Source organism: Vibrio sp. BS-M-Sm-2, from assembly GCF_041504345.1.
Taxonomy (GTDB): Bacteria; Pseudomonadota; Gammaproteobacteria; order Enterobacterales; family Vibrionaceae; genus Vibrio; species Vibrio satsumensis.
Genome location: NZ_CP167894.1, coordinates 2,308,482 through 2,323,280, shown reverse-complemented (window position 1 = coordinate 2,323,280; position 14,799 = coordinate 2,308,482). Strand labels below are relative to the sequence as shown.

At 45.3% G+C, this 14,799-nt stretch carries 17 protein-coding genes and 1 riboswitch; of the genes, 12 read left to right on the top strand and 5 right to left on the bottom strand.

All coding sequences use genetic code 11. The annotated features are described in order from the left end of the window. The first annotated feature begins 15 nt into the window (after positions 1 to 15). The 11 genes from kdsD to mgtE all read left to right on the top strand — a co-directional run bounded on the left by kdsD (position 16) and on the right by mgtE (position 8,289). Positions 16 to 987, top strand: coding sequence for an arabinose-5-phosphate isomerase KdsD (gene kdsD, locus AB8613_RS10650; protein WP_146489818.1), 972 nt, complete (start codon positions 16 to 18; stop codon positions 985 to 987). Further along, positions 987 to 1,544 carry a 3-deoxy-manno-octulosonate-8-phosphatase KdsC gene (gene kdsC, locus AB8613_RS10645; RefSeq protein ID WP_372383810.1) on the top strand — a complete coding sequence of 186 codons (558 nt, stop codon included), beginning with the start codon at positions 987 to 989 and terminating at the stop codon, positions 1,542 to 1,544. The genes kdsD and kdsC overlap by 1 nt, the downstream gene beginning before the upstream one ends. After that, the gene (lptC, locus tag AB8613_RS10640) at positions 1,541 to 2,104 is read left to right on the top strand and encodes an LPS export ABC transporter periplasmic protein LptC (protein WP_004735306.1); all 564 of its coding nucleotides are present in this window, start codon (positions 1,541 to 1,543) and stop codon (positions 2,102 to 2,104) included. The genes kdsC and lptC overlap by 4 nt, the downstream gene beginning before the upstream one ends. Then, on the top strand, positions 2,085 to 2,579 hold the full coding sequence (lptA, locus tag AB8613_RS10635; RefSeq protein ID WP_060983516.1) for a lipopolysaccharide transport periplasmic protein LptA: 495 nt from the start codon (positions 2,085 to 2,087) through the stop codon (positions 2,577 to 2,579). The genes lptC and lptA overlap by 20 nt, the downstream gene beginning before the upstream one ends. A 3-nt stretch (positions 2,580 to 2,582) precedes the next feature. After that, positions 2,583 to 3,308 carry an LPS export ABC transporter ATP-binding protein gene (gene lptB / locus AB8613_RS10630; RefSeq protein WP_061019134.1) on the top strand — a complete coding sequence of 242 codons (726 nt, stop codon included), beginning with the start codon at positions 2,583 to 2,585 and terminating at the stop codon, positions 3,306 to 3,308. 54 nt (positions 3,309 to 3,362) lie between these two features. After that, positions 3,363 to 4,823 (top strand): RNA polymerase factor sigma-54, encoded by a 1,461-nt coding sequence (locus AB8613_RS10625; RefSeq protein ID WP_017058913.1) that lies wholly within the window; start codon positions 3,363 to 3,365, stop codon positions 4,821 to 4,823. Positions 4,824 to 4,885: 62 nt separating this feature from the next. Beyond that, positions 4,886 to 5,173, top strand: a complete 288-nt coding sequence (hpf, locus tag AB8613_RS10620) for a ribosome hibernation promoting factor (protein WP_009847742.1) — start codon at positions 4,886 to 4,888, stop codon at positions 5,171 to 5,173. A 1-nt stretch (position 5,174) separates the two neighbouring features. Then, positions 5,175 to 5,636, top strand: a complete 462-nt coding sequence (gene ptsN, locus AB8613_RS10615) for a PTS IIA-like nitrogen regulatory protein PtsN (protein WP_004738707.1) — start codon at positions 5,175 to 5,177, stop codon at positions 5,634 to 5,636. Between the two features lies 1 nt (position 5,637). Further along, positions 5,638 to 6,507, top strand: coding sequence for an RNase adapter RapZ (gene rapZ / locus AB8613_RS10610; protein ID WP_146489820.1), 870 nt, complete (start codon positions 5,638 to 5,640; stop codon positions 6,505 to 6,507). 2 nt (positions 6,508 to 6,509) lie between these two features. Next, positions 6,510 to 6,785, top strand: a complete 276-nt coding sequence (locus AB8613_RS10605; protein WP_017066670.1) for an HPr family phosphocarrier protein — start codon at positions 6,510 to 6,512, stop codon at positions 6,783 to 6,785. 148 nt (positions 6,786 to 6,933) lie between these two features. Continuing rightward, positions 6,934 to 8,289, top strand: a complete 1,356-nt coding sequence (gene mgtE, locus AB8613_RS10600) for a magnesium transporter (protein ID WP_048605905.1) — start codon at positions 6,934 to 6,936, stop codon at positions 8,287 to 8,289. Between the two features lie 125 nt (positions 8,290 to 8,414). Here mgtE and pmbA read toward each other — a convergent pair whose 3' ends face one another. Continuing rightward, on the bottom strand, positions 8,415 to 9,758 hold the full coding sequence (gene pmbA / locus AB8613_RS10595; RefSeq protein ID WP_061019135.1) for a metalloprotease PmbA: 1,344 nt from the start codon (positions 9,756 to 9,758) through the stop codon (positions 8,415 to 8,417). Positions 9,759 to 9,876: 118 nt separating this feature from the next. Between pmbA and yjgA the strand changes: the two genes are divergently transcribed. After that, entirely contained in the window at positions 9,877 to 10,401 is a 525-nt protein-coding gene (yjgA, locus tag AB8613_RS10590) for a ribosome biogenesis factor YjgA (RefSeq protein WP_017069408.1), read from the top strand. A 102-nt stretch (positions 10,402 to 10,503) separates the two neighbouring features. Here the strand turns inward: yjgA and thiQ are convergent, their stop codons facing one another. The 4 genes from thiQ to AB8613_RS10570 form a co-directional block, all read right to left on the bottom strand. Next, a complete protein-coding gene (thiQ, locus tag AB8613_RS10585; RefSeq protein WP_210446773.1) occupies positions 10,504 to 11,208 on the bottom strand; it encodes a thiamine ABC transporter ATP-binding protein in 705 nt (234 codons plus the stop codon). Then, complete coding sequence (thiP, locus tag AB8613_RS10580; protein ID WP_285953140.1) at positions 11,208 to 12,821, bottom strand: thiamine/thiamine pyrophosphate ABC transporter permease ThiP; 1,614 nt, start codon at positions 12,819 to 12,821, stop codon at positions 11,208 to 11,210. Before thiP ends, thiQ begins: the two co-directional genes overlap by 1 nt. A 112-nt stretch (positions 12,822 to 12,933) precedes the next feature. Next, on the bottom strand, positions 12,934 to 13,926 hold the full coding sequence (thiB, locus tag AB8613_RS10575) for a thiamine ABC transporter substrate binding subunit (RefSeq protein WP_210446775.1): 993 nt from the start codon (positions 13,924 to 13,926) through the stop codon (positions 12,934 to 12,936). Between the two features lie 53 nt (positions 13,927 to 13,979). Then, positions 13,980 to 14,099: riboswitch (TPP riboswitch) on the bottom strand. 43 nt (positions 14,100 to 14,142) lie between these two features. Beyond that, on the bottom strand, positions 14,143 to 14,766 hold the full coding sequence (locus tag AB8613_RS10570) for a flavin prenyltransferase UbiX (protein ID WP_099165086.1): 624 nt from the start codon (positions 14,764 to 14,766) through the stop codon (positions 14,143 to 14,145). Between the last annotated feature and the right edge of the window lie 33 nt (positions 14,767 to 14,799).

Genomic DNA, 14,799 nt, shown 5'->3' with positions numbered 1-14,799 from the left:
TACTTGGAGTATTTGATGTCTCAGCCATTTGATTACCGCAGTGTCGCAAAACAAGTTTTGGAAACCGAAGTTGCAGGTCTCACTCAATTAGACCAATATTTTAATGATGATTTTTGTAAAGCTTGCGACCTTATCCTAAACAACAAAGGCAAAGTCGTTGTGATGGGCATGGGTAAATCAGGCCACATTGGCAATAAAATCGCAGCCACATTGGCAAGTACCGGGACATCGGCTTTCTTTGTACACCCAGGAGAAGCTGCACATGGCGACTTAGGCATGATCGAACCTGGTGATATTGTGATCGCAATATCCAACTCAGGCGAATCGGGAGAAATCCTAAGCCTATTCCCAGTATTAAAGCGTTTGAACATTAAGATCATCAGCATGACAGGTAAGCCAGCATCGAACATGGCGACCTTGTCTGATATCCATTTACAAATTTCAGTACCAGAAGAAGCATGTCCACTGGGCTTAGCGCCAACAACTAGCACTACTGCTACTTTGGTGATGGGTGATGCACTAGCCGTTGCACTTTTACAGGCTCGAGGCTTTACCGCTCAAGATTTTGCTCTGTCTCATCCAGGCGGCGCTTTAGGTCGTCAACTGCTGTTGAAATTAGACGACATCATGCACACAGGCGATGCACTTCCTATTGTTGCTCCGGATGCATTAGTAAGAGACGCTCTGTTAGAGATCTCTCAAAAAGGCTTAGGCATGACGGCTATCGTTGGGCAAGATGGTCAAATGGCCGGTATTTTTACCGATGGTGATTTACGCCGTATCTTAGATAAACGCGTTGATATCCATAATACTCAAATTGGCGATGTGATGACGCTAAACCCTACCGTTGCCGATCCAAACATGCTTGCAGTCGAGGGTTTAAACTTAATGCAAGCGAAGAGCATCAATGGCTTGATGCTATGCCAAGATGGCAAACTAGTTGGCGCCCTAAACATGCATGATTTATTGAAAGCTGGAGTAATGTAATGGCACAGACAGTCGAAACTCTATACGGCACTGTTGACTCAGGTGTATTTGCAATCGCAAAAGACATCAAACTCCTAATTTGCGATGTCGATGGCGTATTCTCTGATGGTCGTATCTACATGGGCAACAACGGTGAAGAGCTGAAGACCTTCCATACTCGTGACGGTTACGGCATTAAGTCACTGATGAATGCTGGCATTGAAATCGCGATCATCACTGGCCGTAAGTCTCAAATTGTTGAAAATCGAATGACTGCTCTCGGCATTAAGCTGATTTATCAAGGTCAAGACGATAAAGTTAAGGCATACCAAGATATTTGCGATAAGCTTTCAGTGAATCCTGAAAATACGGGTTACATCGGCGATGATCTGATCGACTGGCCTGTGATGGAAAAAGTTGGCTTGAAGGTCTGTGTAGCAGATGGTCACCCACTACTTGCAAAGCGTGCAAACTACGTGACAATCATTAAAGGTGGGCATGGCGCGGTACGTGAAGTCTGCGACCTTATTTTACAAGCAAGAAATGAACTCGACATGCATAAAGGTTTAAGCATATGAGTTTTACTCGTATTATCTATTTAATACTAATATTTATTGCCTCTTGGTCGACCTATTACCTGTACGACAAAGAGCAAACATCAACGATACAAGTAGCTCCAAATTTGGAGCTACCCGCGTTTAGTGGCAAAAGTCTAAACAACATTAGCTACGACGAAAGCGGTATTCGTAGCTATCAGGTTGAATCGACGTATTTAGAACACTACTCAGTGGTTGGCGATACGCACTTTCAAAACCCAGTTCTTTCGGTATTCCGTGAAGGGCACACGATTGAATGGCAAGTCACCGCTGATCGCGCGATTATGGATGAGAATCAAGTTGTCACTTTTTATGACAACGTCGTGGCAAAGAACCTGTTGCCAGAAGCCAGCTTCGATACAATGACCACAGATAAAATGGTTGTTGAGCTGCCTAGCCGAGATTTTTATTCAGAGACTCCGGTCCATATGATCGGTACATTTTTTGAAACTGAGGGGCAAGCAATGAAAGGTAACTTCGGTACCAACAATGCGACCCTCTTTAATTCTGTTCAAGGTAGATATGAAACTCTTACACCTTAGTTTATTCGCTTTGACCCTTGCGGCACCTAATGTCTATGCTCTGTCTTCGGATAGCGAGCAACCTGTCTACATTGACTCAGACAGCCAGCAATTGGATATGAAAAGTAACCAAGTAACTTTCCTTGGTGATGTGAACCTTAAACAAGGCAGCATCAACATCAATGCCGATAAGGTTATTGTTACTCGTAACGCCGTAAATGGTGAGATTGAAGAGATTCAAGGCTTCGGTAAGCCAGCAACCTTCTCTCAGCTTACTGACGACGGTAAGACACTCTACGGTGAAGCTGACGACTTACATTACCAGCTTGTTGCTGACAGACTGATCATGACCAAGAATGCGATGCTATCTCAAGATGGCAGCATCATCCGTGGCTCTAAGATTACTTACCAGATTGCTTCTCAAAAACTGGTTGCTGATAGTGATAGTAGCGAGCGTGTATCAACGGTATTACAACCAGCGGAAGTGAATAAGTAAACTATGGCTGTTCTTAAAGCAAAAAACCTAGCAAAAACCTACAGCAAGCGTAAAGTTGTTACCGATGTGAGCCTGCAAGTAGAATCCGGTCAGATCGTCGGTCTGCTTGGACCAAACGGTGCAGGTAAAACCACGTCTTTCTACATGATTGTCGGTTTAGTTGCGCGTGATGAAGGCACCATCAGTATTGACGATCTAGATATCAGTATCTTGCCAATGCACAGCCGTTCTCGTCTTGGTATTGGTTACCTGCCTCAAGAAGCTTCTATTTTCCGTAAGTTGTCAGTAGAAAACAACATCATGGCGGTTTTACAAACCCGTGATGAAATGACTAATGAACAGCGCCAAGATAAACTAGAAGACCTGCTAGAAGAGTTCCACATCCAACATATCCGCACCAGTAATGGTATGGCTCTGTCGGGTGGTGAGCGTCGTCGTGTTGAGATTGCTCGAGCACTAGCAGCGAATCCGCAGTTCATTCTATTAGATGAACCGTTCGCAGGTGTTGACCCGATCTCAGTTATCGATATCAAAAAAATCATTGTTCACCTACGCGATCGTGGCTTAGGCGTTTTGATTACCGACCACAACGTTCGTGAAACACTAGACGTATGTGAAAAAGCTTACATCGTAAGCCAAGGGCACCTGATCGCTGAAGGTACTCCTGAAGATGTTCTCAATAACGAACAAGTTAAACAAGTTTATCTAGGCGAACAATTCCGTCTATGATTATATAGAGAGTATCGAGAGTTCTAAGAATAATAACTAGGTAAGTCACACTGAATGAAACCCTCATTACAACTTAAGCTAGGCCAACAGTTAGCAATGACTCCTCAATTGCAGCAAGCGATTCGTTTGTTGCAATTGTCTACTTTAGATTTGCAACAAGAGATTCAAGAAGCACTTGAATCTAACCCACTACTCGATGTCGAAGAAGGCAATGAAGATACGCCAACATCGGAAGAAAAACCTAGCAGTGACGAAAAAGAAACAGTTGAAGCCACAGAGCAAGACTTACCTGATAGCTCAGACTTAATCGAAAAATCAGAGATTGGCAACGAACTGGAAATCGACACAACTTGGGAAGACGTCTACAGCGCAAACACCGGTAATACGGGTATTGCGATTGATGACGACATGCCGGTTTATCAAGGCGAAACCACTCAAAGCCTACACGATTACCTACTTTGGCAACTCGACTTAACACCATTCACTGACACCGACCGAAGCATCGCTTTTGCATTAATAGATGCCATCGATGACTATGGCTACCTCACTGTAACTTGTGAAGACATCCTTGAAAACTTCGACAATGAAGAGATCGAGCTTGATGAAATTGAAGCCGTACGTAAACGAATTCAGCAGTTTGACCCACTAGGTGTCGGCTCAGTAAATCTGCAAGATTGCTTGTTACTGCAACTGGCAACTTTCCCCCAAGATACTCCTTGGCTCAACGAAGCTAAGTTAGTACTTACTAGCCATATCGACCAACTCGGCAACCGCGATTACAAACTGGTTATCAAAGAAACCAAATTGAAAGAAGCAGAACTACGTGAAGTTTTGCAACTGATTCAACAGCTGGATCCTCGCCCTGGCAGTAAGATTACTCCGGATGAAACTGAGTATGTAGTTCCGGATGTATCTGTCTTCAAAGATCTTGGGAAATGGTTAGTGACTATTAACCCTGATAGTGTACCTAAGCTGAAAGTGAATCAGCAGTACGCAGATCTGGGTAGTAAAGGCAACAGCGCCGACAATCAATACATCCGCTCAAATTTGCAAGAAGCAAAGTGGCTAATTAAAAGCCTAGAGAGCCGAAATGAGACGCTACTCAAAGTTGCGCGATGCATTGTTGAACATCAACGTGATTTCTTCGAACATGGCGAAGAAGCGATGAAACCAATGGTTCTGAATGATGTTGCGTTAGCCGTTGATATGCACGAATCCACGATCTCTCGTGTAACGACTCAAAAATTCATGCACACGCCACGTGGTATCTTCGAACTCAAATACTTTTTCTCAAGCCATGTCAGCACTGACAATGGCGGTGAATGTTCATCTACAGCAATTCGTGCACTCATTAAGAAGCTTGTCGCAGCGGAAAATACCGCGAAGCCTCTAAGTGATAGTAAGATTGCTGCTTTACTGGCTGACCAAGGAATTCAGGTAGCTAGACGTACCATAGCGAAATACCGTGAGTCTCTGGGCATTGCCCCATCGAGTCAGCGTAAACGCCTGCTATAAGCTAATTTAGTCGCTATTTACTTAGTAACTATAGCCAGGCAACCAACTGAAAAGGAAAGTCTATGCAAATCAATATTCAAGGCCATCACGTTGATCTTACCGATTCAATGCAAGACTATGTTCACACTAAATTCGACAAACTTGAGCGCTTCTTTGATCATATAAATAGCGTCCAGGTTGTTTTAAAAGTTGAGAAAATCAATCAAATCGCAGAAGCTACCCTGCATATAAATCAGGGGGAAATCCATGCGACAGCAACTGATGAAAGCATGTATGCCGCGATTGATTCATTGGTTGATAAACTCGTCCGCCAACTCAACAAGCACAAAGAAAAGCTAAGTAGTCACTAACATGCAATTAAGCGAAGTACTTTCATTGGACTGCACCAAAAGTGCAGTCCAATGCACAAGCAAAAAAAGAGCCCTTGAGCTCATCAGTCAGATCGCAGCAGAAAGCTGTGGTCAAGATTCAACAGAACTGTTTGAGTGCATGTTGAGCCGTGAAAAAATGGGCAGTACAGGTATTGGTAATGGCATTGCTATTCCCCACGCTCGTATGAATGTCAGTGATAAAGCGATTGCTGTATTACTGCAATGCCAAGATCCCATCGAATTTGATGCGATTGATAACCGTCCTGTCGACCTACTATTTGCCCTGCTTGTTCCAAGTGAACAATGTAAGGAGCATCTAAAAACCCTTTCTTGTATGGCAGAGCGACTAAACGATAAGCAGACTCTGAAACAGTTGCGTAATGCTCAAAGCGATCAAGAGCTTTACGACATCATGATTCAAGTGCCAACTTGCGAGCAATAACATGCGGTTAATCGTTGTTAGTGGCCAATCAGGGGCCGGTAAAAGTGTTGCGCTACGAGTCCTTGAAGACTTGGGGTATTACTGTGTCGATAACCTGCCAGTAAACCTGCTCAACGACTTTGTCGAATCGGTACGTGAGATAAATCAAAACGTCGCGGTTAGCATTGATATTCGTAATCTACCGAAAGAGCCTCAATTAGTTACAGAGATGCTAGAACAGCTAGAGTCTGCCACTAATATTGATGTGAACGTCTTGTTCCTCGATGCGAGCAAGCAGACGTTACTCAAGCGCTACAGCGAAACACGTAGAATTCACCCTTTATCGATCGGCCAAGAAAAGCTCTCTCTTGAGCAAGCGATTGATTTAGAGAAGACACTCCTGACACCTCTCGCAGAGCAAGCATGCATTGTGATTGACAGTAGCGACTGCAACCTCTACGAATTGAGTGAAAAGGTTCGATTTAAAGTTGAAGGTCAAGAGAAGCAAGAGCTGATTATTGTCTTTCAATCTTTCGGTTTTAAGTATGGCCTGCCAAGTGATGCCGACTATGTGTTCGACGTTCGCTTTTTGCCTAACCCACACTGGGAACCCGCACTACGACCACTAACTGGGCTAGATGCACCAATTCACTCTTTTCTTGAAGAACACTCAGAAGTTCTTGAACTCAAGCAACAGATCCAAGGCTTTGTTGAACAGTGGTTACCAATGTTAGAGAAGAACAATCGAAGTTACCTGACGGTCGCGATTGGCTGCACTGGCGGCAAACACCGCTCGGTTTATCTAACTCAGAAAATTGGTGAGTACTTCGAGCAACTTGGCCATCAAGTCCAAATCAGACACGCCTCCCTAGAGAAGCACCAACAGGGCTAACCATGGAATTAACTCGAACTGTACTGATCCAAAATCGCTTGGGTCTTCACGCTAGAGCAGCCGTAAAGTTGGTTGAGCTTGCACAAAGCTTTGATGCAACCATCACTATCCATAGCGAAGAAGACAAAACAGCGACAGCTGACAGCGTAATGGGGCTACTTATGCTGGAATCAGCACAAGGGCAACATATTACTATTCAAGCTGCAGGCACCGACTCACAGCAAGCACTGGATGCCGTCTGTCATCTCATTGAAGACAAGTTTGATGAGGGTGAGTAGCGAAAACGCTTCACTCACAACGCCTAAGACTCAAACAACGAACCAACCAATATTAAATCTTAGTTCTATCTAAGTTTATGATTTAAATAAGCCCCAGAATTAAGTTACTATTCCAACCATTGTTAGAATAATGAGATAGGAGGAAAATATGGCAGAGCAATTAGAATTCGACCAAGCTCACCAAACCCTCCAAGAAGTCAGCGAAGCCCTAGAAAACGGCCGATTTGTTCACGTACGCCGACAACTTCAGGACATGGAACCTGAAGATATTGCACACCTTTTAGAAGCCTCCCCTCGCAAAAGTCGTGACGTACTCTGGCAACTCACCGATCCTGAAGACTACGGTGAAATTCTTGATGAACTAAACGAAGATGTCAAAGATGCTCTTGTGTCGAAAATGGCACCTGAGACCTTAGCAGAAGCAACCGAAGGCATGGAAACCGATGACGTCGCGTACGTACTTCGAAGCCTACCTGATGATGTTTCTCGCGAAGTCCTTTCTCAAATGGACTCTGTTGATCGTGCATTAGTTGAAACCGCCCTGTCGTACCCTGAAGATTCAGCGGGTGCGATCATGAATACCGACGTAATCACGATTCGTGGTGATGTCGATGTTGATGTTGTATTACGCTACATGCGTATGCGTGGCGAACTGCCCGATGCAACTGATGCACTATATGTTATTGATGAAGAAGAACGTCTTATCGGTAACCTATCGCTTACCACACTGGTAACGACTCAGCCTGATGTGGCAGTTTCCGAAGTGATGGAGGATGCCGACGAAGCGATCGCGGTTGAAACCAGCGCTTCCGATATTGCGAGCCTGTTCGAACGTCGTAATTGGGTTTCAGCGCCAGTAGTTGATAGCAATCAACACCTTGTTGGTCGTATCACCATCGATGACGTGGTTGATGTTATCCGTGAAGATGCCGAGCACTCAATGATGAGTATGGCGGGTATGGACGATGACGAAGATACCTTCGCACCAGTCGTAAAGTCCGCTCGTCGTCGTAGTGTGTGGCTTGGTGCCAACGTACTCGCGGCACTTGCTGCAGCATCGGTATCGAATATGTTTGAAGCAACGCTCGACCAAATGGCAGCGATTGCAGTACTGATGACTATCGTACCTTCAATGGGTGGTGTTGCTGGTAACCAAACCGTTGCTTTGGTTATTCGTGGTTTGGCACTCGGTCATATCGGTGACAGTAACAAACGCGAACTGCTACTCAAAGAGGCGGCCATCGGCTTCCTAAACGGCGTTCTATGGGCCGTTATCATTGGTGGTATCGTGGTGGCTTGGAAAGGTAACTGGATACTGGGAGGTATCATCTCAGCGGCGATGATGACTAACTTGATTGTCGCAGGTATTGCAGGTGTAACTATCCCAGTGATGCTGAAGAAAATGAATATCGATCCAGCCCTTGCTGGCGGTATGGCACTGACCACAGTAACCGATGTTATTGGCCTATCGGTGTTCTTAGGCTTAGCAACCATTCTTATTTAAATCATACTTATCTAGCGTGAATAAACAGATAGCCTATCTAAGACGATACGCTGAATACAAAAAGGGAGCCATCGGCTCCCTTTTTAATGCATCAGGTTTAAGTCTCATGTTTAGACTGAAGTAAATTACTCACCCGCGACTTTCATCGACTCAAGCAGGATAGAACCCGTTTGAATTTGCGAACGTGTTTCTACGTCGTTACCAACCGCTACAATCTGAGTAAACATGTCTTTTAGGTTACCCGCAATCGTCACTTCCGATACTGGGTATTGGATCTCTCCGTTCTCAACCCAGAAACCCGCAGCGCCACGAGAGTAATCACCCGTTACGGTATTAACGCCTTGGCCCATCACTTCCGTCACTAAGAAGCCTGTACCTAGCTCTTTTAGCATCTGCTCAAAGTTTTGACCGGTCGATTTAACAAACCAGTTATGAATACCACCAGCATGACCTGTTGGTGTCATATCCATTTTACGTGCGGCATAGCTCGTTAGCAGGTAAGTTGCTAACACGCCATCAGTGATGATTTCGCGATCTTGAGTGTAAACACCTTCGCTATCAAATGGGCTCGAAGCCAAGCCACGCAGGATATGAGGACGCTCTGATATATTGAACCAATCCGGTAGAATTTTCTGTCCTAGATGATCCAATAAGAAAGAGGATTTACGGTAAAGATTACCACCACTGATTGCCATCACAAGGTGACCGATCAGGCCAGTAGCAACATCGTTAGCGAACATAATTGGGTATTGGCCTGTTGGTAGCTTTTTCGCATCCAAACGGCTAATGGTCTTTTCTGCAGCTTCCTGACCTACACGCTCAGGCGTCCACAGCTCATCACGGTGACGTGCAACGGTGTAGCTGTAGTCACGTTCCATTTCACCGTTAGCGCCTTGTCCAATCACGCAGCAGCTCGTGCTGTGGCGGCTTGAAGCGTAGCTTGCTAGTAAGCCATGGCTGTTACCATAAACCTTAACACCGTAGTGACTGTCGTAGCTCGCGCCATCGCTTTGTTTGATCTTGTCGCTGTAAGCTAACGCTTGCTTCTCAGCAGCAATCGCAATCTCAGCGGCATAATCTGGGTTAGGCTCATCAGGGTGGAAAAGATCCAAGTCTGGAATTTCTTTTACCATGTATTCTTTTGCTGCAGGACCTGCAAACGGGTCTTCAGATGTGTACTGAGCGATATCAAGTGCGGCTGCTACCGTTTGGGCAATCGCCTTCTCGCTCAGATCAGATGTAGATGCGCTGCCTTTTTTCTGGCCGCGATAAACAGTAATACCAAGCGCACCATCACTATTAAATTCAACGTTTTCCACTTCACACATACGTGTTGAAACACTTAAACCCGTTGACTTAGTAATAGCAACTTCAGCGGCGTCGGCACTCACAGAGGCCATGTCCAACGCTTTTGCTACTGCGGCTTCTAGCTCAACTCTTTGCTGGGCGACTTGCTGTTTTACATCCATATCTATTCTAATTTTGTAGGTCAATATTACGTAGGATAACAAGAATTTCGCTTTCTCCCCAAGATTCTTGCTAAAATAGGCAATATATTCGTTTGAGATAGTGACATAGGCAGAAAAGATGGCTCGCAAAAACCAAAAAGCCCCATGGGAACCAGAAGAAGAAATCATCTGGGTAAGTAAGACAGAAATGAAAACCGACATGGAAGCGCTACAAAAACTGGGGGAAGAACTTGTTTCCCTGAAGCCTTCTGTATTAGACAAGTTTCCTCTGTCTGAAGATTTGGCACAAGCGATTAAAGATGCACAACGCTTTAAAAATGAAGCGAAGCGCCGTCAACTTCAATACATTGGTAAAGTAATGCGCAATGTTGATCCTGAGCCAATTCAAGCGGCTTTGGATAAAGTACGTAACAAGCACTCGCAAGCAACCGCTGAGCTGCACAAGCTTGAGCAACTGCGTGATCGTGTTGTTGCTGAAGGCGATGCTGCCATTTCAGAAGTCATGGACATGTACCCTGAAGCAGACCGTCAGCGTCTTCGTCAGCTAGCTCGCCAAGCTAACAAAGAGAAATCAGCGAACAAGCCAGCAAAGGCTTCTCGTGAGATCTTCCAAATCTTAAAAGAGCTAAAGCTAGAAGACTAATCTTTGTTGCTTTACTCTGTAAGATAATAAAAGACCTAGCGCATGCTAGGTCTTTTTGTTTTCGGTGTATTCAGTATCAAAACACATTCAATATCAAAACTATCACTCACCCGCTTTCACAAACGAACTGAGTTCTGGTTGTGGGTGGTCAGCGGTAAGCTCGGCTATTGAGTCTTCAACCAACACCTTCCCCAATGCGACAAACACAAACTTGTTCGCAATACTGCGAGCGTCACCTAAGTGGTGTGTCACCATCAAGACGGTGATGTTGCGCTCTGCCGCTAATCGTTTTACCAAGCTCAACATCTCTTCGCGTAGCAAAGGGTCAAGCGCAGAGAAAGGTTCATCAAGTAACCAAATATCGTGTGGTTGAACAAAACAACGCGCCAGTGCGACACGCTGACGTTGCCCACCAGATAATTGTTCAGGCAGCCTATCTAAGTACTCCGCTACACCCACCTGCGCAGCCGCTTGCTCAACGTCGAGCTTTTGGGTTGCCGTAAGCTTTAACCCCGGATGCAAGCCTAAGCCAATATTTTCACGCACCGTGAGGTGAGCAAATAGGTTGTGTTCTTGGAACAACATCGCCAGCGGGCGTTGGTGCGCTTCTTTGCCAATCAATGATTGTCCTGCCACCGAGATCTCACCCGATGTCGGCTCAATAAACCCAGCAACCAATGCAAGTAGCGTTGATTTACCCGCACCACTTGGTCCCATCAGAGCAACAATATCGCCCTGCTCAGCTTGGAAATCAAAACTAAACAACTCTTGGTGATAGTGGTAATCCACATCTTTCATCACTAACATCATCGGTTCCTTAACTTTTTAGCATTGAGATTTGAGGTTCGAGTAAATAAAAATTCAATGAAGCTAAAACTGCCCACACTCAACAGCAGCAGACTAACCGAAACAACGGCTGCGGCTTCCATCTGATAGCTGCCTAGCAATTGGAATAGGTACAAAGGCAGTGTTCTAAAGTCTTGGCTACCAAATAAGGCAATCGCACTTAAGTCGCCCATCGCCAGCATAAAGCTGATCGAGAAGGCTTGCGCCATCGGCTTACGTAATGCGCGCCACTCCACCAACCTAAAGCGAGTGAATCCTGTCATTCCTAAGCTTGCACACACATACTGGTACTGCTGAGACAAATGCAGCATAGGTTGAGCTAAGGTTTTAATTACGTAAGGCAGTGCCATTAAACTGTTGACGGCAATCACGATAAAGAAAGCCAAGCTGAACACATCGGTAAATGAGCGTAATAGTAGGAAGATACCCGTACTGATCACTAGCCCCGGAGTGACTAAGATAATAGTGCCAATCAGCTCGATTTTATCGGCTCGAAAGTTCTTATTCTGTAAGCGCCATGCTCTGCTGGTCAGTAGTATCGCGATACCAATACCAACCGCGATAACACTTGCTAATGACGCGACTTTAACCGAGGTCATTAATGCCGCCCAAAACGGCTCACTGCTGAGTACTGTCAGTGCTTGCGAGTTAATACCACTGACGATAACCATAGCTAATGGCGGCAATACCAGCATTGAGACTATGATGATCCAGAAGCTGTCCCAAGCTTTTGACCACCAGCTGTCCTTAACCAAATATTTCTCTTCCGCCAACTGGCTGGCCGTCACAGAAATAGGTTTCGATAGGCGTTGAATGCTGACCGCGAGCACTCCACACAGCAGCATTTGCCATATCGCAAGTAGCGCGCCAGCCTGCAGGTCAAAGTCGAATTTGATTGCTTGATAGATGGCGAGCTCAATGGTGGTCGATTTCGGACCACCACCCAACGCCATCACGGTAGCAAAGCTGGTGAAGCACAGCATGAACACTAAGCCACACACATGCGGTAATTGCTGCCTTAGCCTCGGCCATTCAACCCATTTAAATTTATTCCAATGGCTCATGCCTAAGTGAGCACAGAGTTTATGCTGCTCGGCAGGCACAGTATCTAACGCTTGCAAAAGTAAACGACTAGCATAAGGCAAGTTAAAGAAAACATGCGCCAACAAAATACCATTCAAGCCATAAATCGAAAATGGCAGTTCAATATCGAAGTTCGCCAAAAACTTAGCTAACCAACCACTATTACCATAGATCGCAAGTAAGCCAAATACACCGACTAACACCGGCAGGACTAAGGTGGACGCGAACAACCTTAACAACAAAGCGCGTCCAAAAAATTGTCTACGGCACAGCGCATGAGCAATAGGTATAGCAAAGCCAACACTCAGCACTGTTGAGAGTGTCGCTTGATAAAAGCTGAATTTCGTTACATGCCAATAGTAGGGATCGGACCATACTTGGCTGATATCAAGAGAAGGGGCATTGCTAAGCAATGCCCCAACTGCTGAAACCACGAAGGCGGTAATGAGTATCGCAACCCAGATCCCGACCTTAGGTGTTTTCTTTATCATAAATTGATTTTTTACCGTAAATGGTTCACTCCAAACATAACGAATGAACCTTTAAATACAGAAAGCTAGTTTTTTTAAAGTACGTTAGAAAGCTCATTTTTTAAATAGTAAGTTAAAAAGTAAGTGCGCTCTGCCACTCTCGGATCCAAGGCTTGCGCTTAGCGGCAATTTCTTCAGGCGTGAAGCTTAGCGCTTTCTGAGGAACCGTAAGTTGCTCGAACCCTTTTGGAAGCTCAATATCGGTCACTGGGTACATCCAGTTGCCTGTTGGCATCGCCGATTGGAATTCATTACTTAGGATAAACGCCATAAAATCATCAGCCAGTTTCTCGTTCTTACTGCCTTTAACTTTAGCGGCCACTTCAACTTGAGTGTAATGCCCTTCTTCGAAGCTTGCTGCTGCGTACTTAGAATCGCTCTCAGCAATAATGTGGTAAGCCGGAGACGTTGTGTAAGACAACACTAAATCCGACTCACCTTCTAGGAACATAGAATAAGCTTCAGACCAACCTTTGGTTACAGTCACTGTTTTCTGAGCAAGCTTCTTCCATGCTGCTGTCGCTTCATCACCGTATACCGACTTCATCCAAAGCATCATGCCTTGACCTGGTGTTGATGTACGTGGGTCTTGGTAGATAACCTTAAGATCATCTCGCAGCTCAACCAGTTCTTTCAAGCTCTTCGGCGGGTTTGCCAACTTCTCTTTGTTGTAAACAAAAGCAAAGTAGCCAAAGTCATAGGGAACAAAAGTGCTATCGTTCCAACCATTAGGAAGCGTTACTGATGAAGTATCAACATTATGCTCAGCCAATAAGCCCGTCGCTTTCGCTTCAGCCATCAGGTTGTTGTCGAGACCTAGCAAGATATCGGCTTTGCTATTGCCCCCTTCAAGACGTAAACGGTTCAGGATAGAGACGCCATCTTCTAGCGCGACAAAATTCACATCACAACCACATTTTTCTTCGAATGCTTTTTCAACGGCAGGACGAGGGCCCCAATCCGCAGCAAAAGAGTCATAGGTGTATACGGTCAAAGTATTGTCTGCAGCAAAGGCAGAAAAAGAGATCGCTGTAGTAACAGCAAGAGTAGTTAATGTGAATTTCACTGGACGCTCTCCATAGTCTGAGCGGCACAGGTTTGAGGGAGGAGAACGGTAGAGGTTGTTCCTAACTCAATTCCTACGCCAGCATTATCTGGTTCAGGTTTACGGGTCCCAAGCATCTGCTTGATCTCAGCTCGCATTCATTATTTGAATGGTTCGCTCCCCGATGAGTGTTCAGAATTGTAATTTGATTTTTAACAATAAGCTATCAAGTTTGGATCAATTACGTTGATCGTAGCCCCAACGTGGCACTAAACCTTGTTCGATACCAAGATGATCAAGAATACGCGCCACCATAAAGTCGACCAGATCTTCAATAGACTTAGGTTGGTGATAAAACCCCGGAGCCGCAGGCATGATCGTCACGCCCATGGTCGATAGTTTGTGCATGTTCTCTAGATGAAGCGTAGAAAATGGCGTTTCACGAACTACCAATAACAGTTGACCTCGCTCTTTCATGACCACGTCTGCTGCTCGCTCAATCAAGTTATCCGACAAGCCGTGTGCAATCGAAGCCAAACTTCCCGCAGAACATGGACACACTACCATCTGCTTAGGCGCTGCTGAACCAGAGGCAACCGGTGAGAACCAGTCGTCTTTGCCACACACCACAAGCTTTTCTGGGGCGCAGCCAAGGTGTTTAACCAAAGCTTGTTTCGCCGCATCCGGCCCAGCAGGTAACTTAAGCTCATGCTCGGTCGCCAATACCACTCGCGCAGCCGATGAAATCAGCAAATAGACCTGATAATCGGCCGCCAAAAGGCATTCAAGTAAACGTAGGCCATAAGGCGCACCGGATGCGCCAGTGAAAGCAAGAGTTATCGCTTTATCGTGTTTTGTCATGTTCTCAATTACTTCAAATTATAAGGTCGTGGA

Excerpts from the sequence above, each read along its gene's own strand:
- pmbA (WP_061019135.1), bottom strand. The coding sequence starts at position 9,758 with ATGGATGTAAAACAGCAAGTCGCCCAGCAAAGAGTTGAGCTAGAAGCC.
- thiQ (WP_210446773.1), bottom strand. The coding sequence starts at position 11,208 with ATGTTAGTGATGAAAGATGTGGATTACCACTATCACCAAGAGTTGTTT.
- lptB (WP_061019134.1), top strand. The coding sequence starts at position 2,583 with ATGGCTGTTCTTAAAGCAAAAAACCTAGCAAAAACCTACAGCAAGCGT.
- ptsN (WP_004738707.1), top strand. The coding sequence starts at position 5,175 with ATGCAATTAAGCGAAGTACTTTCATTGGACTGCACCAAAAGTGCAGTC.
- yjgA (WP_017069408.1), top strand. The coding sequence starts at position 9,877 with ATGGCTCGCAAAAACCAAAAAGCCCCATGGGAACCAGAAGAAGAAATC.
- thiP (WP_285953140.1), bottom strand. The coding sequence starts at position 12,821 with ATGATAAAGAAAACACCTAAGGTCGGGATCTGGGTTGCGATACTCATT.
- AB8613_RS10625 (WP_017058913.1), top strand. The coding sequence starts at position 3,363 with ATGAAACCCTCATTACAACTTAAGCTAGGCCAACAGTTAGCAATGACT.
- hpf (WP_009847742.1), top strand. The coding sequence starts at position 4,886 with ATGCAAATCAATATTCAAGGCCATCACGTTGATCTTACCGATTCAATG.
- mgtE (WP_048605905.1), top strand. The coding sequence starts at position 6,934 with ATGGCAGAGCAATTAGAATTCGACCAAGCTCACCAAACCCTCCAAGAA.
- rapZ (WP_146489820.1), top strand. The coding sequence starts at position 5,638 with ATGCGGTTAATCGTTGTTAGTGGCCAATCAGGGGCCGGTAAAAGTGTT.
- kdsD (WP_146489818.1), top strand. The coding sequence starts at position 16 with ATGTCTCAGCCATTTGATTACCGCAGTGTCGCAAAACAAGTTTTGGAA.
- kdsC (WP_372383810.1), top strand. The coding sequence starts at position 987 with ATGGCACAGACAGTCGAAACTCTATACGGCACTGTTGACTCAGGTGTA.
- lptA (WP_060983516.1), top strand. The coding sequence starts at position 2,085 with ATGAAACTCTTACACCTTAGTTTATTCGCTTTGACCCTTGCGGCACCT.
- AB8613_RS10570 (WP_099165086.1), bottom strand. The coding sequence starts at position 14,766 with ATGACAAAACACGATAAAGCGATAACTCTTGCTTTCACTGGCGCATCC.
- lptC (WP_004735306.1), top strand. The coding sequence starts at position 1,541 with ATGAGTTTTACTCGTATTATCTATTTAATACTAATATTTATTGCCTCT.
- AB8613_RS10605 (WP_017066670.1), top strand. The coding sequence starts at position 6,510 with ATGGAATTAACTCGAACTGTACTGATCCAAAATCGCTTGGGTCTTCAC.